Annotated in this window: 15 protein-coding genes and 2 pseudogenes; 8 read left to right on the top strand and 9 right to left on the bottom strand. The window is 69.8% G+C overall.

Annotated features, from left to right (window positions below):
• Positions 1-36: 36 nt before the first annotated feature.
• A complete protein-coding gene (locus OG202_RS38795; RefSeq protein WP_327727162.1) occupies positions 37-339 on the bottom strand; it encodes a hypothetical protein in 303 nt (100 codons plus the stop codon).
• Positions 340-464: 125 nt separating this feature from the next.
• Between OG202_RS38795 and OG202_RS38800 the strand changes: the two genes are divergently transcribed.
• Both OG202_RS38800 and OG202_RS38805 read left to right on the top strand, forming a co-directional pair.
• Entirely contained in the window at positions 465-1,829 is a 1,365-nt protein-coding gene (locus OG202_RS38800) for a phosphoribosyltransferase family protein (protein WP_327727161.1), read from the top strand.
• Positions 1,830-1,853: 24 nt separating this feature from the next.
• Positions 1,854-2,486: a DUF2461 family protein gene (locus tag OG202_RS38805; RefSeq protein WP_327727160.1), complete on the top strand. Its 633-nt coding sequence runs from the start codon at positions 1,854-1,856 to the stop codon at positions 2,484-2,486.
• Between the two features lie 350 nt (positions 2,487-2,836).
• On the opposite strand, the gene OG202_RS38810 is transcribed toward OG202_RS38805, so the two are convergent.
• Positions 2,837-4,306, bottom strand: coding sequence for a non-reducing end alpha-L-arabinofuranosidase family hydrolase (locus OG202_RS38810; RefSeq protein ID WP_327727159.1), 1,470 nt, complete (start codon positions 4,304-4,306; stop codon positions 2,837-2,839).
• Between the two features lie 924 nt (positions 4,307-5,230).
• Here OG202_RS38810 and OG202_RS38815 point away from each other — a divergent pair.
• Both OG202_RS38815 and OG202_RS38820 read left to right on the top strand, forming a co-directional pair.
• On the top strand, positions 5,231-6,679 hold the full coding sequence (locus tag OG202_RS38815) for an endo-1,4-beta-xylanase (RefSeq protein ID WP_327727158.1): 1,449 nt from the start codon (positions 5,231-5,233) through the stop codon (positions 6,677-6,679).
• 32 nt (positions 6,680-6,711) lie between these two features.
• The gene (locus OG202_RS38820) at positions 6,712-8,109 is read left to right on the top strand and encodes an RICIN domain-containing protein (protein ID WP_443052331.1); all 1,398 of its coding nucleotides are present in this window, start codon (positions 6,712-6,714) and stop codon (positions 8,107-8,109) included.
• 96 nt (positions 8,110-8,205) lie between these two features.
• On the opposite strand, the pseudogene OG202_RS38825 reads toward OG202_RS38820, so the two are convergent.
• Positions 8,206-8,397 (bottom strand): annotated as a pseudogene (locus OG202_RS38825) (CorA family divalent cation transporter); the annotation flags it as partial.
• 1,174 nt (positions 8,398-9,571) lie between these two features.
• Here OG202_RS38825 and OG202_RS38830 point away from each other — a divergent pair.
• Both OG202_RS38830 and OG202_RS38835 read left to right on the top strand, forming a co-directional pair.
• The gene (locus tag OG202_RS38830) at positions 9,572-10,120 is read left to right on the top strand and encodes a hypothetical protein (RefSeq protein WP_328224289.1); all 549 of its coding nucleotides are present in this window, start codon (positions 9,572-9,574) and stop codon (positions 10,118-10,120) included.
• Between the two features lie 1,183 nt (positions 10,121-11,303).
• Complete coding sequence (locus OG202_RS38835; protein WP_327727156.1) at positions 11,304-12,164, top strand: RICIN domain-containing protein; 861 nt, start codon at positions 11,304-11,306, stop codon at positions 12,162-12,164.
• Between the two features lie 337 nt (positions 12,165-12,501).
• Here the strand turns inward: OG202_RS38835 and OG202_RS38840 are convergent.
• The 3 genes and pseudogenes from OG202_RS38840 to OG202_RS38850 form a co-directional block, all read right to left on the bottom strand.
• Positions 12,502-12,832 (bottom strand): annotated as a pseudogene (locus tag OG202_RS38840) (hypothetical protein); the annotation flags it as partial.
• Positions 12,829-13,221: a hypothetical protein gene (locus OG202_RS38845; RefSeq protein WP_257538158.1), complete on the bottom strand. Its 393-nt coding sequence runs from the start codon at positions 13,219-13,221 to the stop codon at positions 12,829-12,831. The pseudogene OG202_RS38840 and the gene OG202_RS38845, both read right to left, overlap by 4 nt.
• Before the next feature lie 743 nt (positions 13,222-13,964).
• The gene (locus OG202_RS38850; RefSeq protein ID WP_327727155.1) at positions 13,965-15,149 is read right to left on the bottom strand and encodes a magnesium and cobalt transport protein CorA; all 1,185 of its coding nucleotides are present in this window, start codon (positions 15,147-15,149) and stop codon (positions 13,965-13,967) included.
• A gap of 166 nt (positions 15,150-15,315) precedes the next feature.
• Here OG202_RS38850 and OG202_RS38855 point away from each other — a divergent pair, with 166 nt between their 5' ends.
• Positions 15,316-16,566 (top strand): winged helix DNA-binding domain-containing protein, encoded by a 1,251-nt coding sequence (locus OG202_RS38855; protein ID WP_327727154.1) that lies wholly within the window; start codon positions 15,316-15,318, stop codon positions 16,564-16,566.
• A 124-nt stretch (positions 16,567-16,690) separates the two neighbouring features.
• Here the strand turns inward: OG202_RS38855 and OG202_RS38860 are convergent, their stop codons facing one another.
• The 3 genes from OG202_RS38860 to OG202_RS38870 all read right to left on the bottom strand — a co-directional run bounded on the left by OG202_RS38860 (position 16,691) and on the right by OG202_RS38870 (position 21,722).
• Positions 16,691-17,488, bottom strand: coding sequence for a S1 family serine peptidase (locus OG202_RS38860; protein WP_327727153.1), 798 nt, complete (start codon positions 17,486-17,488; stop codon positions 16,691-16,693).
• Between the two features lie 314 nt (positions 17,489-17,802).
• On the bottom strand, positions 17,803-20,661 hold the full coding sequence (locus OG202_RS38865; protein WP_327727152.1) for a helix-turn-helix transcriptional regulator: 2,859 nt from the start codon (positions 20,659-20,661) through the stop codon (positions 17,803-17,805).
• A 170-nt stretch (positions 20,662-20,831) separates the two neighbouring features.
• Positions 20,832-21,722 carry a helix-turn-helix transcriptional regulator gene (locus OG202_RS38870; protein ID WP_327727151.1) on the bottom strand — a complete coding sequence of 297 codons (891 nt, stop codon included), beginning with the start codon at positions 21,720-21,722 and terminating at the stop codon, positions 20,832-20,834.
• 101 nt (positions 21,723-21,823) lie between these two features.
• Here OG202_RS38870 and OG202_RS38875 point away from each other — a divergent pair, with 101 nt between their 5' ends.
• Complete coding sequence (locus tag OG202_RS38875) at positions 21,824-23,503, top strand: AMP-binding protein (protein WP_327727150.1); 1,680 nt, start codon at positions 21,824-21,826, stop codon at positions 23,501-23,503.
• The last annotated feature ends 121 nt before the right edge of the window (positions 23,504-23,624 follow it).

Raw genomic sequence — 23,624 nt, forward strand, 5'->3', positions numbered from 1 at the left:
CGCCTGTAGCCGCCCCCGGCGCGCGTTGCGCATCGCTCACATGGTGGCGCGCAGGTGGCTGACGGTGACGAAGTGGTAGCCACGCGCGGTGAGGGTGCGCAGGATCTGCGGGACGGCGGCGACCGACGTGGCGTGGATGTCGTGCATGAGGACGACGTCGTTGCGCTTCACCTTGTCGGTGACCACCTGGGCGACCTTCGCGGCGTCGGGGTACTTCCAGTCCTCCGTGTCCAGGGTCCACAGCACGGGGGAGAGCGAGGTGGCGCCGCGGACCGTGCCGTTGACCGCGCCGTACGGCGGGCGGAAGACGGTGGGGGTCCTGCCTTGCAGTACGTTCACCGCATCCGAGGCGAGGCCGCAGTGCGTCCCGCAGAGGTGCGCGTCTGTTCGCTGCGGGGGCGAGGATGGAGATACGGGGCGCACGCGTCGCCCGCCGTGTTCCTCCTGGACGAGGAGGTCGGATCGTGTTCTTCATGGATCGCCGTGATGCCGGCCGGCGGTTGGCCGCCCGGCTGGAGCACCTCAAGGGGGCCGAGGTGGTGGTGCTGGGCCTGCCCCGCGGCGGGGTTCCGGTCGCCGCGGAGGTCGCCGTGGCGCTGGGCGCGCCGCTGGATGTCTGCCTGGTGAGGAAGCTGGGCGTGCCGTTGCAGCCCGAGCTCGGGATGGGAGCGATCGGCGAGGGCGGCGTACGCGTGATCAACGATGACGTGGTGCGCACCGCGCGCGTCACCCCGGATGAGCTGGCCCAGGTCGAGGTCCGTGAGCGGGAAGTGCTGGAGGCCCGTGCCCGGCGCTACCGGGGCGGGCGGGGACCGGCCCGGATCGAGGACCGCACGGCTCTGGTGGTCGACGACGGGGTGGCCACCGGGTCGACGGCGCGCGCGGCCTGCCGGATCGCCCGTGCCCGGGGGGCGGCACGGATCGTGCTGGCGGTGCCGGTGGCGCCGCGGGACTGGACCGATCGGCTGGGCGAGGAGGCCGACGAACTGGTATGCCTGCACACCCCGTGGGACTTCTACGCGGTCGGGCAGTTCTACGCCGACTTCTCCCAGACCGATGACGACGAGGTCATCGCCTGTTTGGAAGAGGCCGTGGCCCGCCCGGTGAGCAACCGTCGGACCGAGCGGACCGAGCGGCACCATGCCGTGCCCGAGCGGCACCATGCCGTGCCCGAGGACCGTGAGGTGGACGTACAGGCCGGTGCGACGGTGCTGCGCGGGCAGTTGACGGTGCCCGAGGGCGCGGCCGGGGTGGTGCTGTTCGCGCACGGCAGCGGCAGCCGTCGGCACAGCCCGCGCAACCGGTTCGTCGCGGCCGGGCTGAACCGGGCAGGGCTCGGCACTCTCCTGTTCGACCTGCTCACCGAAGAGGAAGAGATCGACAGGGCCAACGTGTTCGACACCGGGCTGTTGGCCGGGCGTCTGGCGGACGCCACCGGTTGGTTGCGTGGTCAGCCCGAGACCCAGGGGCTCGCTGTCGGGTACTTCGGTGCGAGCACCGGCGCGGCAGCCGCGTTGTGGGCGGCCGCCGAGCCGGACGCGCGGATCGCCGCCGTCGTCTCGCGGGGCGGCAGGCCCGACCTGACGGGGCCACGGCTGCCGGCGGTGACGGCGCCGACGCTGTTGATCGTCGGGGGCCATGACGGGTTGGTGCTCGACCTCAATCGCGAGGCACAGGCCCGGTTGCGCTGCGAGAACCGGCTCGCGGTCGTTCCCGGCGCCACCCACCTCTTCGAGGAACCCGGTGCCCTGGAGAAGGTCAGGGATCTGGCCCGTGACTGGTTCACCGACCACATGGCGCCGATCCCGCATGCGGCGGGTCGGTCCTGAACACGGGTGAGCTACTCTGCGCGCATGCGCGGACAGTTCACCGGCTGGCCGGAGCAGGCCATGGACGTGTTGTGGCAGCTCCAGGGAGAACCGACCCACGCGACCCGCGAGCGCTACCGCGCGGACCGCGAACGCCTTGTCCGGCAGCCGATGATCGCCCTGCTGAACGAGGTCGCGGACACCGACCCCCGGTACGAGGACTTCTCCGTCTGGCACTACCGCACCAACTCCTGGTGGTGGCAGCACCAGGGCGCGGTGATCCGACTCGGCCGCAAGATCGAGATCGGTCTGCGGTTCGACCTGGACGGACTGCGGATCCAGGGCGCCTGGTGGTACCCCGATCCCGGCCAGGTGGACATGTTCCGCAAAGCCGTGGTCTCCGAGAGGAGCGGCCGCGAACTGTCCGCCATCGTCGAGGACGTGCGGAAGAAGGGCTACGACGTCTCCGGAGACGTGATGAAACGCCCCCCGCGCGGCTGTCCGGCGAACCACTCCCGTGCCAACCTGCTGCGCCACCGTTCGCTGATCGCCGCCCGTCCCCTCGGCTGCGAGGAATGGCTGCACACCCCCGAGGCGGTCGACCGGGTCCTTTCGGCCGCCGCCGACCTGGACGCCCTGCTGATGTGGCTGGTCCGCCACGTGAAGCGCGCCGCCTGACATCACGAGGGCGCCGAGCGGCATGGGAGCGACCACACCCATGCCGCGGCCCCTGCGTTCACCACGCGAGGCGCCGCCGGAGAGGGAGACCGCCACGCTGCTCCTGCCCTTGGCCACGCGCAGAACGTCAAGCGCGTTGACGGAGAGCCGGGCCCCCGTGCCGCCGAGGGTGTCGACGCCGAGAGTGGCCTCGCGGTCCGCAGGCGAGGACACCCAGAAGGCGGCAGGCCCGACCCCGCGTTCCGTCGCCGTAATGAGCGCTGACGTGGGTCGCGTGACCCGGGCGGGCTCGGCCTTCCGCCGAGCCCGCCACGCCTGCTCCCTACCGGAGCCGGACTCGTGTCACGCCGTCAGCGCTGCAGTGTCAGCAGACCCGGACGGTAGGGCAGGAGACCGTAGTCGCCGCCGGAGCTGGGGCTGCGCCCCTGGTAGAGCAACTGCAGATTGCAGGGATCGACGGTCATGGTCTGATCGGCGCTGGTGCGGATCAGTTCGCCATGGCTGATGTCGTTGGTCCAGGTGGCGCCACTGTTGGCCTTGCCGGCGAAGGGATTGCTCTCGGTCGCGGCCTGGGGGGTCCATGAGCCGTTCAGACTGGTGGCCGTGAACGAGCGGAAGTAGCGGCCCTGCGAGCCGATCGCCTCGACGATCATGAGGTAGCGGTTCTGGCCCTGCAGCTTGTAGACCTGTGGGGCTTCGAACAGGTTGTTCGTCGTATCGCTCATGATCACTGTCGAGGTCGTGCCGAAGCTGCCCGGGAAGTTCCCGATCGGCATACCGGCCCGGTAGATCTTGCCGTTGTCACCGGCGAAGAACAGGTACATGTTCGTCCCGTCACCGATGAGCGTCTGGTCGATGGGGCCTGTTCCGGAGCCGGAGATGCTTCCGGAGAAGAGCACCTGCTGGGATGACCAGCCATTGGGGTTGGTGGGGTCGCTCGACGTCCGGTAGGAGAAGGCGGTCCCGCCCCACTGGTAGGCGAGCACCCAGATGTTCTTCGGCGCGAAGTAGAAGAGCGTGGGCGCGACGGTGGAAGCCGACATCGTGTTCTGGCCGGCCGACGCCATCTCCGACCAGTTGGTGAACAGGCCGAAGTTCATCGAACCCCAACTCGTCCCCGTGTCGTGCGTCGTCGCATAGACGAGTTGCCTGCCGTTGTAGGGGGCGACGGTGAAGTCCTTGAGCGAGACCCACCCCGCCTTGGGCTGCGCCAGCGCGCCCGTCGATGTCCAGCGGTAGGTCGACGGTAGATCGCACGGGCCGCCGGGGCTGTCCGCCCCGACCTTGACGAGCTGCCACTGCTGGTTGGTGCCGCCCCAGTCGTCGTACTGGACGATGTTCGCGCTGTCGGCGGTGGAGGCGCCTTGTACTTCGAGGGCCTTGTTGCTGTGGCGCGAGATGAACCTCACGTAGCCGTCCGAGCTGTCGGCCAGCCGCCACTGCTGGTTGGTGGCGTTCTGGTCGGCCCACTGGACGATCGAGCCGCCGTTCGCGGTGGACCAGTTGTGGACGTCCAGCACCTTGCCCGAGTGGCGGGACTTGATGCGGTAGTAGCCGCCCCCGGAATCGACGAACTGCCACTGCTGCTGGTTCTGATCGTTCCTGGTCCACTGGGTGATGCGGGCGCCGTCGCCGGTCGCCATGTTGTAGACGTCCAGGGCCTTGCCGCTGTTGCGGTTGACCAGCACATACGAGGCGTTGGGGTCCACGGTCGCCGCTTCGGCGGGCTGGGCGCCGAGGAAGGTGGCCACGAGCAACAAGGGCGCGAGGACGGTGAGTAAGCGTCTTGGACTGGCCGGGGACGGGGGGCGAAACCACATCGGAGGGCCTCCTTGGAGGGCGGGGGTGGGGTGACCCCGATGAACTGCGGAGCGGAGGTGCCGGGGGCAGGGATCATCTCGAAACATTTCGAAGAATTCCCGCATGCTTCGACGCCACAAGCTAGGAATGCGGGGCCCTCTGGTCAAGGCCTGTCGCCGAACTGTCTACAAACGGCGCCTCCCCGTTGAGCTTGACAAGCCGTCGCGCCGACCGGCAACACTCCGGAGTTCGCGGTACGGCTCGCCAGTCCAAGACGTCCACGCGGGGAGAGAAGCCGAGCTGGCGGCGTCCGCGCACTCGTCCCGGCCCTGCCCCCGGCCCGGTCCTGCGGCATCCGTCGACGGCGGCGCCGGGATTCTCGAATGTTTCGGGCGGGGAAACGAAACGTCTTCTGCGGGAAGTATTGACGATCCATCGTCAATACTTCAATCTCCGTGTCTGAGGCCCGGCCATAGTTCGATATATCGAACCACGTCGGCCCAGAGTGATCTGTGCTGCGGCAGATCCACGCACAGCTGCACGGCAGAACCATGCACAGCTGCACGGCGGATCAGCGCACGGCAGATCCGCCACCAAAGCACCTGCGTCACCCCATCTCGTTCCGGTGAGGTCCGCACCGGCGCATCCTGGCTCTTCGCGCAGTTGGAGAGGTCCGCGACGCCGCGTGGCGGTCCCCCGGCTGAGCCGCGATGGAGTACCGCCATGCCTTTGTCGAAACACCGCCGCCGCCCGCCGAACGTCACCTGCCGGCCGACCGGGTGCCGTCCGTGCCGGTGGAGATCGTCCCAGTCGTATGACCGCGGTGTCCGGTAATTCCGTGCTGCCCGGGTTCCGGCCCACCCCGTCCGTCTGCCGAGTGGGAGCGGACGACGCATTCCCCCGCGCTTCAGTCCTTCCGTGACTTCTACCTTGGAGGCACCGTCATGGGCTCGTATGCCCTTCCCAGACCCGTTATCCGCCGGAAGATCCGCGGCCTGCTGCCGGCGCTGGTCGTCGGCGTCCTCGGCGCGGTCGCCACACTGGTCGCGCCGCCGGCCGCACACGCCGCCGAGAACACGATCGCCGCCGAGAGCACGCTCGGCGCCGCGGCGGCGCAGAGCGGCCGCTACTTCGGCACCGCCATCGCCTCGGGCAGACTGGGCGACTCGGCGTACACGACGATCGCGGGCCGTGAGTTCAACTCGGTGACGGCCGAGAACGAGATGAAGATCGACGCCACCGAACCGCAGCGGGGTCAGTTCAACTTCACCGCCGGTGACCGCGTCTACAACTGGGCCGTGCAGAACGGCAAGCAGGTGCGCGGCCACACCCTGGCCTGGCACTCCCAGCAGCCCGGCTGGATGCAGAGCCTCAGCGGCAGCACGCTGCGCCAGGCGATGATCGGCCACATCAACGGCGTGATGGCCCACTACAAGGGCAAGATCGCCCAGTGGGACGTCGTGAACGAGGCCTTCGCCGACGGCAGTTCGGGAGCCCGACGCGACTCCAACCTGCAACGCACCGGCAACGACTGGATCGAGGTCGCCTTCCGCACCGCGCGCGCCGCCGACCCGGCCGCCAAGCTCTGCTACAACGACTACAACGTCGAGGACTGGACCTGGGCCAAGACCCAGGCCATGTACGCCATGGTCCGGGACTTCAAGCAGCGCGGCGTGCCGATCGACTGCGTCGGCTTCCAGTCGCACTTCAACAGCGGCAGCCCCTACAACAGCAACTTCCGCACCACCCTGCAGAACTTCGCCGCCCTCGGCGTCGACGTGGCCATCACCGAACTCGACATCCAGGGCGCCCCGGCCACGACCTACGCCAACGTGACCAACGACTGCCTGGCCGTCCCGCGCTGCCTCGGCATCACCGTGTGGGGGGTGCGCGACACCGACTCCTGGCGACCGGAGCACACGCCGCTGCTGTTCAACGGCGACGGCAGCAAGAAGCCCGCCTACACCGCCGTCCTCAACGCACTCAACGGCGGCTCCCCTACGCCCCCTTCGGATTCCGGACCGATCAAGGGCGTCGGTTCGGGCCGCTGCCTGGACGTGCCCGGCACCAGTACCACCGACGGCACCCAGCTCAACCTGTGGGACTGCCACAACGGCACCAACCAGCAGTGGACGTACACCGCCGCCGGCGAGCTCAGGGTCTACGGCAACAAGTGCCTGGACGCCGCCGGCACCGGCAACGGCACCAAAGTCCAGATCTACGGCTGCTGGGGCGGCGACAACCAGAAATGGCGCCTCAACTCCGACGGATCCATCGTCGGCGTCCAGTCCGGCCTCTGCCTCGACGCCGTCTCCAGCGGCACCGCCAACGGCACCCTGATCCAGCTCTACTCCTGCTCGAACGGCAGCAACCAGCGCTGGACCCGCACCTGAGGGGACCTGCCACAAACGACAAGGATGAATCGATGAAGACCTACGGTGCGGCTTCCCCCGCCCCTCCACGGAAACATCGCTGGTGGTCCCGGGTCGCCGCCGTGGTGGCGGCGACCCTCGCGATCGGCATGCTCGCCGCGGTGAATCCGGCGCCCGCCGAGGCGGCGACGGTGGACACCAATGCCTGGTACGTCCTGGTCAACCGCAACAGCGGCAAGGCGCTGGACGTCTCCGGCACGTCCAGCGCCGACGGCGCGCGGGTCAGCCAGTGGACACGTAACGACGGAGCCAACCAGCAGTGGCAGTTCGTGGACTCCGGCGGCGGCTTCTACCGCCTCAAGGCCCGGCATTCGGGCAAGGTTCTCGACGTGGCCGGCGCCTCGACCGCGGACGGTGCCGCGATCCAGCAGTGGGCCGACGGCAACGGGACCAACCAGCAGTTCCGCCTGGCCGACTCCGACGCGGGCCACGTCCGGCTGATCAACCGCACCAGCAGCAAGGCGGTGGAGGTGCAGGGCGCCTCCACCGCCGACGGCGGCAACGTCGTCCAGTACACGGACTGGGGCGGCGCCAACCAGCAATGGCAGATGATCAAGCTGTCGTCCGGTGGCGGTGGCGGTGGCGGTGGCGGTGGAGGCGGCGGCGGATGCGGCAACGCCCCGACTCTGGCGAGCGGTACGCACACGATGCAGAGCGGCGGCAAGAGCCGCAGCTTCATCCTCAGGGTTCCCGCCAACTACGACAACAGCCACCCCTACCGGCTGATCTTCGCGTTCCACTGGCGGGGCGGAACCGCCGGCGACGTCGCCTCGGGCGGCACGAGCGGGAACGCCTGGTCCTACTACGGCCAACAGGAACAGTCGAACAACGGCGCGATCCTCGTCGCCCCCCAGGGCCTCGGCAACGGCTGGGCCAACTCGGGCGGTGAGGACATCACCTTCGTCGACGACATGATCCGGCGCATCGAGGGCGGCCTCTGTGTCAACCCGGCTCAGCGCTTCGCCACGGGATTCAGCTGGGGCGGCGGTATGAGCTACGCACTCGCATGCAGCCGGGCGAACGTCTTCAGGGCCGTCGCGGTCATCTCCGGCGCCCAGATCAGCGGATGCAGCGGCGGCGCCCAGCCCATCGCCTACTTCGGAATCCACGGCATCATCGACAACGTCCTCAGCATCGCGCAAGGACGGTCCCTGCGCGACAAGTTCGTCGCCAACAACGGCTGCACCGCCCAAAGCCCGCGCGAGCCCGCGCCGGGCAGCCGAACCCACATCACCACCACCTACTCGGGCTGCCGTGCCGGATACCCGGTCCAATGGGCCGCGTTCGACGGAGGCCACATACCCGGTCCGGTCGACGGCTCCTCCGGCGAAAGCGGCGTCACCACCTGGACCAAGGCAGAGATCTGGAGGTTCTTCGCACAGTTCCAGTGACACGCCCGCACCAAGGAGGGGCGCAGTGACACTGCGCCCCTCCCGGGCGTTCCGCTGCCCGGCCGACCTGCGGATCGGGCGCTTGCCGGTGATTACTCAGAGCCAGTCACGTCGCTTGAAGATGATGTACAGACTGGTACACACCGCAGCCATCAGGGCGATGGAGAGGGGGTAGCCCAGTACCCAGTGCAGCTCCGGCATGTGCTCGAAGTTCATGCCGTAGACCGTCCCGACCAGTGTCGGAGCGAACAGGATCGCAGCCCAAGAAGAAATCTTCTTGAAGTTGTCTACCAGGTTGCCTTGACCTGCGATTTTGTCGTTCTAGGTGCCCGTGACCTGCTCGGATGCTTCTTTCAGTGTCTTTCAGGTTCGTGCGAAGCTATGCAGCCGATTCTCCCCACACGCTCCCCAGCTCAGCCGAAACTCCCCAGATTCTCCCCAGGGGAACCCCGCTCGAAGGCGGCGACGTGCGAGATTTGCTCGCATAAATCGATCACGGTGAGTGGCGGACGTTGGGGAACCGTCCTGGGCGGTGTCGGTGGCGATCTGGCCCCAGCCTCCGGCAATCGCAGTCGGCGCGGGATGTCTGGGCACGCCGACGGGCCCTGTGGCGTCGGACAGGGCTGTAGAGAGCGTGGAGGAGCGACGCGGCAGGCTCAGCCGGTCTTGGCCAGCGGCCCTTGGGTCATTCTGACTCAAGAGGCGGCTCGACCTGGGGTGTCCTCGAGAGGAGGCGGTGTCACTGCGTGGGCGGTAAGCGGGCAGCTGGCGTGTGGCGTTGAGGGCTCGGTCGGGATGCGTCCTTTCGTCGTGGTGATCAGGAGGTGGCGGTGGATTTCCAAGGTTGCGTGCCATCCCCGGTTTCGCTAACCGGGGATCGGGTCTTAAGAGCGAGGTGACGGACACCGTTTGGCGCGGACAAGGATGCCGATTCCGAAGGCTTACGGCTGCCTCGCCGGTCCGGTACGTCCGACGCCGACGTCTGCTACGGAGTCGCCTCTCCCGAGTCGCCTCCAGACGAACACCCCGTCAGCAGAACGGCGGATATGAGCACTGCCGGCACACAGGCACGACGAACGTAAGCGCGCATAGCGCGACCCCCTATGACTCGGTGGCCCTCCCCAGCCACACGGAGCAGTCAGCGTAATAAGGCACAAGCGCAGTGCGAGGTGAGGCAAGGGTGTGGGAAGGGAGGTACGCGCAAAGCTCCGCTGCTACGCGTCGCATGCTGCGAAGGCGACATGCCGATCACTGGGCGCGGGCCGACGCGCTCAGGTGCTCGACACGGTGCCGCGTCGCTGCTCACCGGGCGGCGAAGAAGCGAGTGTCCCCCGTCGAGCCGACGACCCACGACAGGTGTGCGCGTCGGGCCGGCGACCAGCGTCCGCTGACGACGACCGGCAGGGCCGCGTCAGGCACCGACGCACGGACATGGAGCACTCACAAGAACGCCGCGGAGTCCGTGGCGGACGTCGGGATGGGCTTCGTCCTCTCCGACGTCGGGATGGGCTTCGTCTTCTCCGACGTCGACGACGTGGTCGTCTCGACCTGGACCATCAATGACGGGACGCCGGCAAGGCAGACGCCCCGTCAATTCCTACGTCTGTCAGCGCTGTTGTTCGTCAGTTCGCTGCGGGCCGGTGATCTCCGGGCGCTGAGGACCGCGAATCTCGTCCCGGAGTTCGCGCACCGCCCGAACCGCCTTCTTCGCCTCACGGCAGACGGCAGGGACCCTCTTGAGCGCAGTGACGAGGATCCAGGCGACTGCACCGATGAACGCCACGATCACAGCGGCCCAACCATAGATTTCCATCCGGACCTTGAGAACCTTCCCTGGCAGGTGGTCGGTCCGGGCACAGGCGCACTCGGCCCGACAACGGATGCACACGTGGTCGACGCCGAGAGACGCCCTCGACACGGCACCACCACCCACCACCACACGGCACTGTCCCGCTCCGGGATCGGTGCAGGCTCCATGCCGTTGGCTCCAGCCGATGGTCAGGGCTGCTGAAGAGCGTGGTGGCTGGCCACGTGCTCGTGGGGCGGGTTTCGCCGGTCGCGGCGTGGAGGCGCTGGTCGTTGAACCAACCGGCCCGTCCACGGTGCCGATCGAGGCGTCAACGCCCCGCCTCGATCGGGTGTGCGGTGAACGCGAAAGTCGTGTATCGACCGCCCGAATCCGAATGATGAGCAGTCCCGTCGCGCCTGGTCCAACGACCGTTCTGATTGCGAGAGCCGATCCCTTTCTCTTTCGTCCTGGCATCCCTTGTTGGACATCTGGCCTGTATGACAGGGTGGTTCACGCTTGGAACAATCCGTATCCGGCGTACCGGCTCACACGGGTCGTGGCGTTGTCCGCTCCCCCACAAGGCGGTCGCGCGGCATCGCCCGGGCGGTCACCACCTCCACACCTCCCTCTCCGCACGGCCACACCAGGTCCGCGCTGCTGCTGTTCCCGCATCGGCCCGGGATGAGGCTGCCCAGCGCGCCCTGGGAGAAGGAAAGCCCCTGTGTCTTTCGCTCACCCGTTTCCCGCAAGCCCGGCTCCCGACCCCGAGACCGCTCCAGGAATGTCCGACGACGCCCTCGTCGCCGCGCTGAGGATGTCCCGGACCATCGAGGGCACAGCGCCAGTCGCGGCGTTGATCGCGCGACACGGTCCTTCAGTCTCCGAATATGCGGAGATCTGCGCCTCCGGTTCATCCGTCATTGCGCGAGCGCTCGCCGCTGCGGCGTTCCGCCATGTGATGCAAGGCCTCCAAAGAGCCGGGTCCACTGATGCCCTGCGCCCTCGCCTGCTCGTCGCCGTACGGGACACCGCGCGTGCGCGCTCACAGACCGGCACCGTTTCGGGGCTGTCGTACGACCAGGCCGCGGCCGCCGACAGCGGCAGGCCCCCACCCCATTCGGTCGCCGAGAATCGGCACCTGAGCCAGGTCGCTTTTCTGCGGCTCCCGAGGACCACGCAGTACGTTCTGTGGCATCTGGACGTGGAAGCCGAATCATCGGCCGTTCCTGCAGCCTTGCTCGGAATCGAAGGAGACATACCGCCCTCCGAGTTGGACCGGGCCCGGGATCAATGGCGTTCGGCGCTCCTGCGCACGCATGTCGAGCATGCAGCGGGAAGAGAGTGCCGGGACTACAGCCGCCTCCTCGACGCACCCCCACACGGTGCCGGTACCACGCTGCCCGAGGTGCAACTGCATCTGGATCAGTGCTCCTACTGCCAGGACACCGCCGAACAGCTCAGGCTCTGCGCCACGAGACCGGGCGTACTGCTGGCGGAAGCGCTGCTCGGCGAGAGCGCTCACCCCTATCTGGCTGCTTGCCGGGCACGCCCTTCGCGCACAGCGCCCGTTGCCGCGACCGCCGAGGGAGCCCACGCCCGGCCCTCGGACACCCCGCAGACGCCACAGAAGCCGGCAAGGAAGGGAAGGCCTGGCTCCACCCGCAAGGGCGCGAAGATCTTCGTCGCCGGGATCGCCGCGAGTTCGGCCGCTGTCGCGGCAGCAATCGTCGTGGCCGGCACTTCGTCCGACACCACCGCACCGGCTCCGGCGACACAGCGGCCTACGCCCACGCCGTCACCCTCCTCCCCCACGACCTCGACCGCCCTCCCTGTCCCCCCGGGGAGCGGCCGACTGCGCAATGCGGCCGCGGACCTGTGCATGGACGTCCGGGGAGCGCAGCCCGAGCGTGGCGCGGAGGCCACCCTGTCCGCCTGCTCAGCCGCCAGCACGCAGCGGTGGACCTACGTCGAGGACGGGCTTCTGCGCAACCTCGCCGAACCGGATCTGTGCCTGGACGCCGGCGGGGACGACGAAGTGCTGGATCTGGAGTACTGCGACTCCTCGGGCGACGTCTCGTTCGGGCTCCGCTTCGAGCTGAGCCCCGAAGGAGAACTCCTCACACGCGACGAGAGAAACCTCGTGATCGCCCCCGCCTCGCCCGACACCGGCACCGTTCTGGTACCAAGTCCCCGCAATGGAGAGGCGGAACAGAGATGGCTGGTCGAGCCGGTCCCGGGAGCATCCACACCCCAGTCCGCGACTTGAGACTCGCCGGTACCGAACACGGCCTCACAGGTGCCCCCGGCACAGGCGGACACCATGACGCGTCGGCTCTTGGCCCCGGCCCGGACGGACCAGCACATCCAGCTGTTCCTGCTCCCGCAGCACCTGGAACAGCTTCAACGGCGCCTACGCCCAGGACACTTTCGCGGAGATGCGGACGGCGATCGACGCAGGGGTGAATGGTGCCGGGACCACCGATGAAGAGGCGGCGGTCGAGGGGCTACCACGTGCTGGACGAGTGGTGCGTGCAGTAGCTTCATGGCGTGTCCACGCTCCCGCCGCAGCGGTCTCCCGCGACCCAGCCGTACCTCCTGCCGCCTCCGTACGGGCTCTGGGCTACCGGCCGCCAGAAGATCTCCTTGAGGATGTCGACTTCGCATTCCTGCCCGGTGGCCGGGTCGGTCACGGTGAAACGGGCGGACAGCGGGGCGGTCTCCAGCGCGTGCACCTTCCAGGCCGGCGCGGAGCGTGGCGGCGATGTCGGCCATGGGCGCCGGGTTCTCGGTGGCGACGTCGAGGTCCCGGCTGGGGCGGTTCACGAGGCGGTGTGCCCGCACGGCGTATCAACCGGTGAGAACCAGTGGATACGGGGAACCGAGCGCGATCACATCCGCCAGGAGCCGCGTGTGCAGCTCCGGTATCTCCGTCATGCGGCTGCCCGGGTGCGGGAGGCGAGCTGGGGGAAGGCGTCTTCCCATACGGCGCGCACGGTGCGGCCGACGAGGGTGCGCAGCACCGGCCACAGCTGGAGGAGCAGGTCCTGGTCGAGGTAGCGGGGCAGGTCGTCGTGCAGGCCCTCATGCAGGACAGTGCGGTACAGGCCCATACGCTGGCGCGGCTTGCCCAGGTCGTATGAGGTCATCCCTGACCAGGCCATGTGCAGCGGCAGATCCACGACACCGCGCGTCGGCCCGCGCAACTCGTCCAGCGACTCCGGCAGACGGCGGCGGAACTTCTCCCGGTACAGCGCGAGGTCCTCGGCGTCCGCGCCCGAGACGTCCGTCGGGGTGGGTGCGGGGTGCTGTGGGCTGGAGGGCATGACTCCATTGTGGCGGCCGGAGACAGTGCGAGGGCCATGATGCGTGAGCTGGAGTCCGGAGCGAGCGGGGGCGGATCCCCGGGTGAGCTGGTTGCCGCAGTCCTGCTCAGCCCTGAGCAGGACTGCGGCCTTGACGCTCTGGGTGTCTGCACGAAGGACGATGAGCCCAAAAACCGGCTCTGACCAGTGCTCTTCTGGGGTCCTTCCCAGACCGATACCTTTCCGATGGCGCATCACATGGAGTGTGTTGCCATCCTCGCACCAGCCCGAGAAGGGCTCGACCTGATCTTTGGTCGGTGCGTGTTGTGTGCACTGATGCCCGGGAACGGGCGGTGCGGGAACGGACGGACTCTCAGTCGCAGGAAGCGGCCGCCACCGTACCTTCCGATGGAAAAGACCTACAGCAGTACAGGCTGGCCGTCATCGAAGGTGGACTACACAGGATCGTCGGCGAACAGGGGCAGCCGAAAATTCTCACTGTCTGTGATGTGGCTGCAGCGGCGGCGACGTCGCGCGGGGGTGCCGAACAGGAAGCCATGCGGGCCAGTTGCCGAGAAACCAAGGCGGCGGCTGCCATTCGTTTCTCCCCGGATTCTCCCCAGCGGATGCCAATGCGCAAAAGACCTGGTCAGGAGATCACCCACATCATTTCTCCCCAGGGACTCCTCAGGGGTGCTTCCCGCCCTGTCGTTGGCCGATGCGAGAGCAAAGACCGCAGGAGAATTGGGCTCGACAAGAGGTGGTCAGAGCCAGTCCCGCCGCTTGAAAATTAAGTACAAACTGACACAAACCACCCCCATCAGGCCGATGGCAAAGGGGTATCCGAAGCTCCAGCTCAACTCGGGCATGTGCTTGAAGTTCATGCCGTAAATCGTCCCCACCAGCGTGGGAGCAAACAGGATCGCCGCCCACGACGAGATCTTCTTGATCTCCTCGTTCTGTTCGAAGCCCGCCTCCGCCAGTGCGCGCATCTCCGCGTTCTGTTGTTGGGTGACGAGGGTGGCGTTGACCGTGAGGATGTCGGTGAGGGCCTGGCGGAAGGTGTCGACGCGTTCGCTGGTGTGGGTGACGTGGTCGGCGACGTCGCGGAGGTAGCGCTGGAGTTCGTCGTCCGTCTCGTACTTGGTGAAGCCGGCCATGAGGCCGTGGAGCATGCCGACGAGGGGGCGGGTGGCGCGCTGGAACTCGACCATTTCGCGGGAGAGTTCGTAGATGCGGCGGGATACCTCGGGGTCGCCGCGGAAGACCTCCGTCTCGATCTCGTCGACATCGTTCTGTACGCCGGCGACGACGGGGACGTAGCCGTCGACCACCGCGTCGAGGATGGCGTAGAGGACCGCCTCGGGGCCGAGTTTCAGCAGCTCCGGGGTGTCCTCCATTCGGCGGCGGACGGCTGAGAGGTCGGGGGCCGCGCCGTGGCGGACCGTGATGACGAAGTCGGGCCCCACGAAGACGTGCAGCTCGCCGAAGTCGACCTCCTCGGGAGCGTCGAGGTAGCGGGCGGCGCGCAGGACGACGAAGAGGGTGTCGCCGTAGCGCTCCAGCTTGGGGCGTTGATGCGCCTCCATCGCGTCCTCGACGGCGAGCGGGTGGAGGTCGAACTCGGCGGCCAGGGAGAGGAGTTCGCCCTCGGTCGGGCGGGCCAGTCCGATCCATGCCATGCCGGCCGGTGCCTCTCGCAGCTCGCGGTACGTGTCCGCGAGCGTGGCGTGGGAGGAGACGCGTACGCCGTCCTGGTACAGGGCCGCCTCCACCACGCCGGCCGCCCGCTCGGCCGAGGCCGACCCTGACGGTTCCGGGCTCGGTGGCGTAGGCCCCGTGGATGATGTCGACGGAGGGGGCGGGGTGCGGCGCCAGCCGGACTTCCGGCCGCCCTTCGAGGCTGGTCCGGCGGTCTTCGGCGCCGGGCGGGCGCGTCGATCGGCCATGGGGGATGCCTCCCGAGTTGCGCGTACACGAACGACTGTGTGATCACCGAGCAGGATATACGGGGCAAACGCCGCCAGAGCCGGTGAGGGGTTCGACCGTGGTAGCGGACCGAAACGGCACCGTCGAGGACAGAGCCTGTCCGCAACCCCCGCTAGCGTGCACAGCATGACGAACAAGGCGTCCCGGACCGCCCCCCGGCTCGGCACTCACGCACTCAACCGCGCGACCCTGGCCCGCCAGCTCCTGCTGCACCGGGCGCCCGTGTCCGCCAAGGCCGCCTCAGCCAAGGCCGCCTCCTCCGAGGCCGTGTCGGCCCAGGCCCCCTCCGCCCAGCCAGCCGCCCCCGCATCGGCGCCCCCGCCCATGTCCGCCCACGACGCCGTCGCGCACCTCCTCGGGCTGCAGGCGCAGAACGTGCGGCCGCCGTACTACGCGCTCGCGGCCCGACTGGAGGGGTTCGCGCCCGAGCAGTTGTCGGAGCTGATGGCCGACCGGGCCGTCGTACGCATCGTCACCATGCGGTCCACGATCCACACGCACACCGCCGAGGACTGCCTCACCCTGCGGCCGTTGGTGCAGCCGGCCCGGGAGCGGGAGCTGAATCTGTTCCGCAAGGGGCTGGCCGGGGTCGATCTCGACCGGCTCGCGGCGATCGCGCGGGAACTCGTCGAGGCCGAGCCGCGGACGTTGAAGCAGTTGCGTGAGGCCCTGCTCGTGGAATGGCCCGACGCCGACCCGTTCGCCCTGGGCATCGCCGCGCGCTGCCGGCTGCCGCTGGTCCAGGTCACCCCACGCGGCCTGTGGGGGAGGAGCGGACAGGTCGCCCTGACCACCGCCGAGCACTGGCTCGGACGCCCCGCCGAACCGGCCCCGGCACCCGAGACCGTCGTCCGGCGCTATCTCGCCGCCTTCGGGCCCGCCTCCGTGAAGGACATGCAGACCTGGGCCGGACTGACCCGCCTGCGCGAGGCGTTCGAGCGGCTGCGCCCGGAGCTGCTCACCTTCCGCGACGACCACGGCACCGAACTCTTCGACCTCCCCGACGCGCCCCGCCCGGACCCGGAGACCCCGGCGCCGCCCCGGCTGCTCCCCGAGTTCGACAACCTGCTCCTCTCCCACGCCGACCGCTCCCGCGTGGTCCCGCCGGACCTCAAGGGCCGCTCCTGGCAAGGGAATCAGGCCTACCGGACCTTCCTCGTCGACGGGTTCCTCGCCGGTATCTGGAAGCTCGACGCGGGTGTCCTGACCCTCGAACCCTTCGGCCGCCTCACCCGGCAGCAGCGGGCCGACCTCGTGGCGGAGGCGGAGCGCACGCTCACCACGCTGCACGGGGACGAGGACGGCGCCCACGGCGAGGAAGGCGCCCACGGCGAGGACGGCGCGTACGACATCCGCTTCGGCACCGTGGCCACGTAACACCCGTGGCCCGCACGGACAGTGGAGAGGGGGCACCGCGAACCGCTCGTGGCAGGTTCGCGGCGCCCCCTGGTAGTACCTGAGGGAGTACCCCAGGAGTCCGTCGGCCGGTGCCAGGCCTCGGTTACGAGGCGATCTGGGCGGCCACCGTGTTGGAGAAGGTGGTCAGCCGGGTGTAGATCCCGGGGTACTGCGCGTCGGCGCAGCCGTAACCCCAGGAAACTATGCCTGCCAGGACGCCCCCGATCATCAGGGGACCGCCGCTGTCGCCCTGGCAGGTGTCAACGCCGCCGGAGGAGTATCCGGCGCAAACCATGGAGCTCGCCACGAACTCGGAGCCGTACGAGCTGGAGCTGCCGCAGACCGAGTCGGCCACGACCGGCACGGTCGCGGTGCGCAGCTGGTTGGAGGAGGAGCCGCCCGAGGACGTGGTGCCCCAGCCGATGATGCGGGCGGTGGTGCCGGCCGCGTAGACGCTCGTCTGCGAGGAGCTGACGTAGGACGCCGTGGTGTACGGCTGCGCGACCGCGAGCGTCAGCACGGCCACGTCGCTGGTCATGGTGGAGCTGTTGTAGCTCGGGTGGATCCAGATCTTGCTGAGCGTGCTGACGGTGCCGTTCGTGCCGTTGCGGTAGGTGCGGCCACCGACGACGCGGGTGCTGGAGGTGGTTCTGCCGACCATGCAGTGGGCGGCGGTGATCACCTTGGTGGGAGACACGAGGGTGCCGCCACAGAACTGGCTCTGCGAGGCGTTCGTGATCTGCATGACGTACGGGTACGCGCTCGCGGTGGTGGTCGTACCACCCACGATGGGCTGGGGAGCGGCGACGGCGCCGGGGGCGGTGAGCAGCGCGGCAGCGGCGGCGGCAGCGGTGGCCGCGGCGGCGACCATCGACTTCTTGACGCGGTTGAACCCGAACATGGTTCTCCTATGGGGGAGTTGCCGGTGGGGGACGCGCGGGTGGGGGGTGCGGTGCACAGACCTGCGGTGTCGCCCCCGCTCGGGGGAGCCGAGCGGGGGCGGCGGGCCGGTCTGTGTGCCCTGGCGTGCGGCACATCACAAAAACTATGAGCCGGAGTGATCCCCCCCCAAGGGGGGATCCCCCTAATGGAGTTGAGGAGGGAAAACCCTCGATGACCCGGGCCGGGGTTTGAGCCTAGGCTGGAGTCGCAAGGTCGCTGCGCGCACAGGACCCAGGCCCCGGGAGGGGGCCCGGCAAACCGGTCCCGGGGAGGTCAGTTCGTACGGTGTCCCGCCGCCAGACGCACGATGTCCACACGCGACCGGATGCCCAGCTTCCGGTAGACCCGCGTGAGTGTCGCCTCGACCGTCTTCACGCTGATGTACAGACGGCCGGCGATCTCCCGGTTGGTCGCGCCCTCCATGACCAGCTCCGCGACCTGGCGTTCCGTCGCCGCGAGCACGGCGAGGGCGTCCAGCGCCGATGGCGCGATCGCGGGTTGCTGCGGGGGCGCCGGGGCGACCGTGGCCTCCTCCACCTGGCGCAGCCACGGCAGGGCACGGCAGCGGCGGAAGAGCCGGGACGCCTCGTCGTACGAACCCGGCCCGGACGCGGGCGTCCCCCCTGGCCGGGCGACACCGAGGGCCTGCGGGAGAGTGCGCAGCCCCGCCAGGGCGTACGCGGCCCGCGCCTCCTCCAGTCCGTAGCCCAGCTTGGCCAGCCGGTCCTGAGCCGACGTCAACTGCCGTACGGCGGCGTCCTGTTCACCCCGTGCCGCGCGCACCAGCGCCTCGGCCCGGTCGAGGACGGCGAGCACGCTCTCGCGGCCGAGTCGCAGCGCCTGCTGCCGGGTGACGTCGATGACGTCCTGGGCCTCGGCCAACTCGCCCACCCGCACCAGGGCTTCGGCGAGATCGCCGTGCCACCGGCCGCGTGCGGGGTCGTTGACACCGAGTCCTTCCTCCAACTCCCGTACCCGGCGCAGCGACTGGACCGTCCCCGGAGCGTCCCCCGCCACCAGTTGAGCGTGCCCGAGGGCACCCAGGGCGCGGGAGAGGTACATCAGGTCGCCGTCCTGCTCGGCGCGCTCGGCGGCCTCACGGGCGAGCGCCCGGGCCCGCTCCACGTCACCGCCGGCGGCCTCCGCGAGCGAGGTGAGCATGGCGGACGCGCCCTCGCCGATGCCGGAGTCCCGGGCGAGGACGTAGCCCTCGCGGGCGAGGTCGAGGGCCCGGCCGCAGTGCCCGGAACGCAGCTCGGTCTCGGCGAGGAAGCGCACATAGTGCACCTCGCTCTCGACCATGCCGCGCCGGCGCACCTCACGCAGCAGCGAGGTGATCGTCGCGCGGGCCTCGCCGAGCTGGTCGCTCATCATCAGCCAGCGGAAGCGGGTCGCGCCCGCCCCGTTGTGATGGCACGCCAGCTGGGGGTCCTGCGGCTCCCTCAGCGCCCGCTTGATCGTCATGGGCGCGTCCGGGTGCCCCATCAGGATCTCCGCCTGTGCCTGGAAGGCGAGCGCGAGCAGTTCGGTGCGCCGGTCCTCGGCCCGCGCCGCCAGCTCCGCCGCCCGCGCGGCCTCCTCCCGGCTCTGGGCGAAGTCGCCTTCGAGGACCAGGGCACGCCAGGCCAGCTGGTAGCGGACCAGGCCGAGCAGCCGCGGGTCGTCGCCCGCGTCGGCGAGGACCTGCGGATAGACGGCGTCGACCTCGGCGAGGGACTGACCGGCCGCGTCGATCACCACCATCCAGGCCCGGACCCGCTCGGCGGGCTCGGTGGCCCGGCTCAGCACCTCACGGGCGATGTCCCGGCCCAGGTCGTTCTCCCCGGCGGTCAGCGCGTCCTCGGCGGCCTGCAACCGCCGCTCGTCCGGCCCCGGCGTCGCGTCCGCCGGGGTGTGCCGGGCCGAGAGCAGCCCCAGCTCGGCGGCGACCGAGGGCGCGCCCCGGTCCCGGGCCACGGCCGCGGCCTCGCCCAGCTGCCCGGCGACCTGCGGATCGGTGCCGTGGGTGGCCAGCGCCAGATGCCGGGCCCGCTCGATGGGGTCGACGGCGGAGGTGGACAGCGCGGCGTGGGCGGCCCGCCGATCCTGGGCGGTCGCCTCGGCGTACAGCGCGGCGGAGACCAGGGGGTGCGCGAACCGCACGCCCGGCCCCTCCCGCTCCGGCGCGAGCAGCCCCAGCTCGACGGCCTGCGCGGTCTCCGCCTCAGCGTTCTCCCGCCCGGCGGCCCGCAGCAGCGCCACCGTGGGCCGGGCACCGGCGCTGGCGACGAGCAGGGTGCGGCGGGCCTCGGCCGAGAGCATGTCCAGCCGGTTCAGGACCAGGGTCCGCAGCGAGGTCGGCACGGGCAGCGGCTCACCCGGACGCGGCGGGGTCGGACTGTCGGCGAGGGCGCGGCCCAGCTCCAGCGCGAACAGCGGGTTGCCGCCGCTGGTGCGGTGGATGTCCCGCACGGTCGAGCGGGGCAGACCGGTGTAGCCGCGGTTCTCCAGCAGCTCGGCGACATGCGTCCTGGACAGCGGAGCGACCCGGAGGGCGAGGGTGTCGGGCGGGGACGCGCGTAGATACCTGTCCTGCTCGTGACCATGCGGGTCCGTCGAGGTACGTACGGCGCACAGCATGCGCACCGGCAGCTCGCCGAGCCGTCGCGCGGCGAACCCGAGCAGCTCGACACTGGCCGGATCCAGCCACTGGAGGTCGTCCGCGACGATCAGCACCGGACCCTTGGCGGCCAGCGCGCGCAGGGTGGACAGGACGGCCAGCCGCAGGGCCAGCCCGTCGCGCTGGAGCGTGGACTCGCCACGGCCGGTGAGCGCGGACTCCAGAGCGGTGCGCTGCGGGGCGGGCAGCTGGTCGGACACCTCGTCCATGACCAGACCGAGCAGATCGCTCAGTGCGAGGAACGGCAGATGCGACTCGGACTCGGTGGCCGAGCAGCGCAGGACCGTCCGTGCCGATTCGTCGTATTCCGCGGCCAGCGCGCGCAGGACGGTCGATTTACCGATGCCCGCGGAGCCGTGGACGAGCACGCTGCCGCCCCGTGAAAGCTGCTCACGGGCCCCCGCGAACAGCTCCTCCCTGCCTATGACCAGGTCGGGGCGGGGTCTCCCAGGCTCCTTGATCTCCCGTCGCACGGGCCACCGCTCCCCTCGAGTGTCGTGTCCGGGCCAATATTAGGCATCCAGTCTTTGAATTTCGGAACGTAGCCCGGGTGTGGGAAATAACAGGAAGGGTACGGCATAAGGAATTTCACATGCCTGTTACATGAAAGATGACGTCCGCCACATCCCGTAAAGGGTGTGGGTCAGGGCAGCAGGCCCGCTCGGCGGGCCGCCACCACCGCCTCCAGGCGCGTATGCGCCCCGAGCTTCCGCATCGCCGAGCGCAGGTACGCCTTCACGGTCTCCGGACGCAGCCCCAACCGCTGCGCCGCGACCGCGTTGGTCGCGCCCATGGCGACGCACGCGAGCACATCCACCTCGCGCGAGGTGAGGGCGATGGTCGTGGCGCCGTCCGCGGCGGGCGCGGTCGGCCCGGTGGCGCCCTCCTCACCGGCCACGCCGGCGAGGCGCCCGCACACCCGCAGCAGCTCCGCCCGCAGATCCGGATCGTCGATGCGCGGGGCGAGCGCGCGCAGCGCCCCGTGCGCTTCCCGGACCTCCTCCCACGCCCCGGCGGAATCCCCCTCGGGCACCCGGGTCGCGGCCAGCAGACTCCGCGCCTCGTCCCGCACCACCAGCGCCTGCTCCAGGTCCCGCGCCGCTTCCAGCGCGGCCCCGACCGTGCGCTCACCCAGCGGCTGGGCCGAGCGCAGAGCTCCGTACAGCACTCCGCGCACCTGGCGCCGTACGACCACGGGGACCGCGAGGACGGAGCGGATGCCCTCGGCGGCGACCGCGGCGTCGTACTCGTGGCTGATCTGGCGCGAGACGGAGTAGTCGGTCACCCAGCAGGGGCGGGCCAGGGCCACCGTCTTGCCGCCGAGGCCGTTCCCGGAGTGCACGGCCAGCCCTTGAAGCGCGGTCGTGCGGTTGCCCTGGAGTTCGCTGATGCGCAGTTGCCCGGGACCGGGCTCGACCAGCCCCGCGAAGGCGAGCGGGAGCCCGGTGGCCCGTCGCAGCCGGTGCAGCGCGCCGCGCATGTCCGCCCGGCCGGACAGAGCCGTCCCGACGGAATCCGAGGGATCCAATGCCACGAACTCGCCCTTTCCGCGCGGCGCACCCCCGTTCGGGGGTAGTGAGACGTGTATCACGCATTACACGATGTCAGGCAACGGTCCGGCAATGAGGAGGACACATGTCGGCGAGGACGAGCGCCACGGACGAGTTCCGGGCGGCCCGGGACTTCCTGCTGGCCCATCGTGAGGACTACGCCACGGCCTACAAGGGCTTCACCTGGCCGCGCCCGGAGTACTTCAACTGGGCGCTCGACTGGTTCGACGTGATCGCACGCGAGAACGACCGCACCGCGCTGCACATCGTCGAGGAGGACGGCACCGAGACCGTGCTCTCCTTCGCCGAGATGTCCGCGCGTTCGTCCCAGGTCGCCAACCGAATGCGGGACCGGGGCGTCCGTGCCGACGACCGCGTCCTCGTCATGCTCGGCAACCAGGCGGAGCTGTGGGAGACCGCCCTCGCCGCGATGAAGCTGCGCGCCGTCGTCATCCCCGCGACCCCGCTGCTGGGCCCCGCCGATCTGCGCGACCGGGTGGAGCGCGGCCGGGTCAAGCACGTGATCGTACGGGCCGAGGACGCCCCCAAGTTCGAGGACGTACCCGGTCGTTACACCCGGACCACGGTCGGCGGCACGGTGGACGGCTGGCGGTCGTACGAGGAGGCCTACGCGGCCCCCACCCGCTTCGAGCCGAACGGCGCGACCAATGCCACCGACCCGCTGATGCTGTACTTCACCTCGGGCACCACCGCCCGGCCCAAACTGGTCGAGCACACCCATGTGTCGTATCCCATCGGCCACTTGGCGACCATGTACTGGATCGGCCTGAAGCCCGGCGACGTCCATCTCAACATCTCCTCGCCCGGCTGGGCCAAGCACGCCTGGTCCAACCTCTTCGCCCCGTGGAACGCGGAGGCGACCGTGTTCATCCACAACTACACCCGCTTCGACGCCGGCCGGCTGCTCTCGGAGATGGACCGCGCGGGGGTCACCACCTTCTGCGCCCCGCCCACCGTGTGGCGCATGCTCATCCAGGCGGACCTGACCCAGCTGCGCACCCCGCCCCGCGAGGTCGTCGCCGCCGGGGAGCCCCTCAACCCCGAGGTCATCGAGCAGGTGCGGCGCGCCTGGGGCGTCACCATCAGGGACGGCTTCGGCCAGACCGAGACCGCCGTCCAGGTCTCCAACAGCCCCGGCCAGGAACTGAAGACCGGCTCGATGGGCCGGCCCGGCCCCGGCTTCAAGGTCGTTCTCCTCGACCCCGTCTCGGGCGCCCCCGACGTCGACGAGGGCGAGATCGCCCTGGACCTCTCCAACCGCCCCGTCGGCCTGATGACCGGCTACCACGGCGACCCGGACCGTACGGCGGAGGCCATGGCCGGCGGCTATTACCGCACCGGCGACATCGGCTCACGGGACGCGGAGGGCTACATCACCTACGTGGGCCGCGCGGACGACGTGTTCAAGGCGAGCGACTACAAGATCAGCCCGTTCGAGCTGGAGAGCGCCCTGCTGGAGCACGAGGCCGTCGCCGAGGCGGCAGTGGTGCCCGCGCCGGACGAGGTGCGGCTCGCGGTACCGAAGGCGTACATCGTGCTGGCGGCCGGCTGGGAGCCGGGACCGGACACCGCGAAGGTGCTGTTCGAGCACTCCCGGACCGTCCTCGCGCCCTACAAGCGTCTGCGCCGCCTGGAGTTCGGCGACCTGCCGAAGACCGTGTCGGGCAAGATCCGCCGCATCGAGCTGCGCGAGGCCACGGCCGAGGGCTCGGACGCGGAGTACCGCGAGGAGGACTTCCGGTGACGGAACGAGGAGACCTTCCGACGACGGCGACGACGACGGAGCGAGGCGGCCATCCGACGACGGAGCGAGGCGGCCATCCGACGACGGAACGAGGCGGCCGTCCGACGACGGAACAAGGAGG

Origin of the sequence: Streptomyces sp. NBC_00310 (genome assembly GCF_036208085.1) — a bacterium.
Taxonomy (GTDB): Bacteria; Actinomycetota; Actinomycetes; order Streptomycetales; family Streptomycetaceae; genus Streptomyces.

Excerpts from the sequence above, each read along its gene's own strand:
- OG202_RS38805 (WP_327727160.1), top strand. The coding sequence starts at position 1,854 with ATGCGCGGACAGTTCACCGGCTGGCCGGAGCAGGCCATGGACGTGTTG.
- OG202_RS38810 (WP_327727159.1), bottom strand. The coding sequence starts at position 4,306 with ATGTGGTTTCGCCCCCCGTCCCCGGCCAGTCCAAGACGCTTACTCACC.
- OG202_RS38815 (WP_327727158.1), top strand. The coding sequence starts at position 5,231 with ATGGGCTCGTATGCCCTTCCCAGACCCGTTATCCGCCGGAAGATCCGC.
- OG202_RS38820 (WP_443052331.1), top strand. The coding sequence starts at position 6,712 with ATGAAGACCTACGGTGCGGCTTCCCCCGCCCCTCCACGGAAACATCGC.
- OG202_RS38845 (WP_257538158.1), bottom strand. The coding sequence starts at position 13,221 with ATGCCCTCCAGCCCACAGCACCCCGCACCCACCCCGACGGACGTCTCG.
- OG202_RS38850 (WP_327727155.1), bottom strand. The coding sequence starts at position 15,149 with ATGGCCGATCGACGCGCCCGCCCGGCGCCGAAGACCGCCGGACCAGCC.
- OG202_RS38855 (WP_327727154.1), top strand. The coding sequence starts at position 15,316 with ATGACGAACAAGGCGTCCCGGACCGCCCCCCGGCTCGGCACTCACGCA.
- OG202_RS38860 (WP_327727153.1), bottom strand. The coding sequence starts at position 17,488 with ATGTTCGGGTTCAACCGCGTCAAGAAGTCGATGGTCGCCGCCGCGGCC.
- OG202_RS38875 (WP_327727150.1), top strand. The coding sequence starts at position 21,824 with ATGTCGGCGAGGACGAGCGCCACGGACGAGTTCCGGGCGGCCCGGGAC.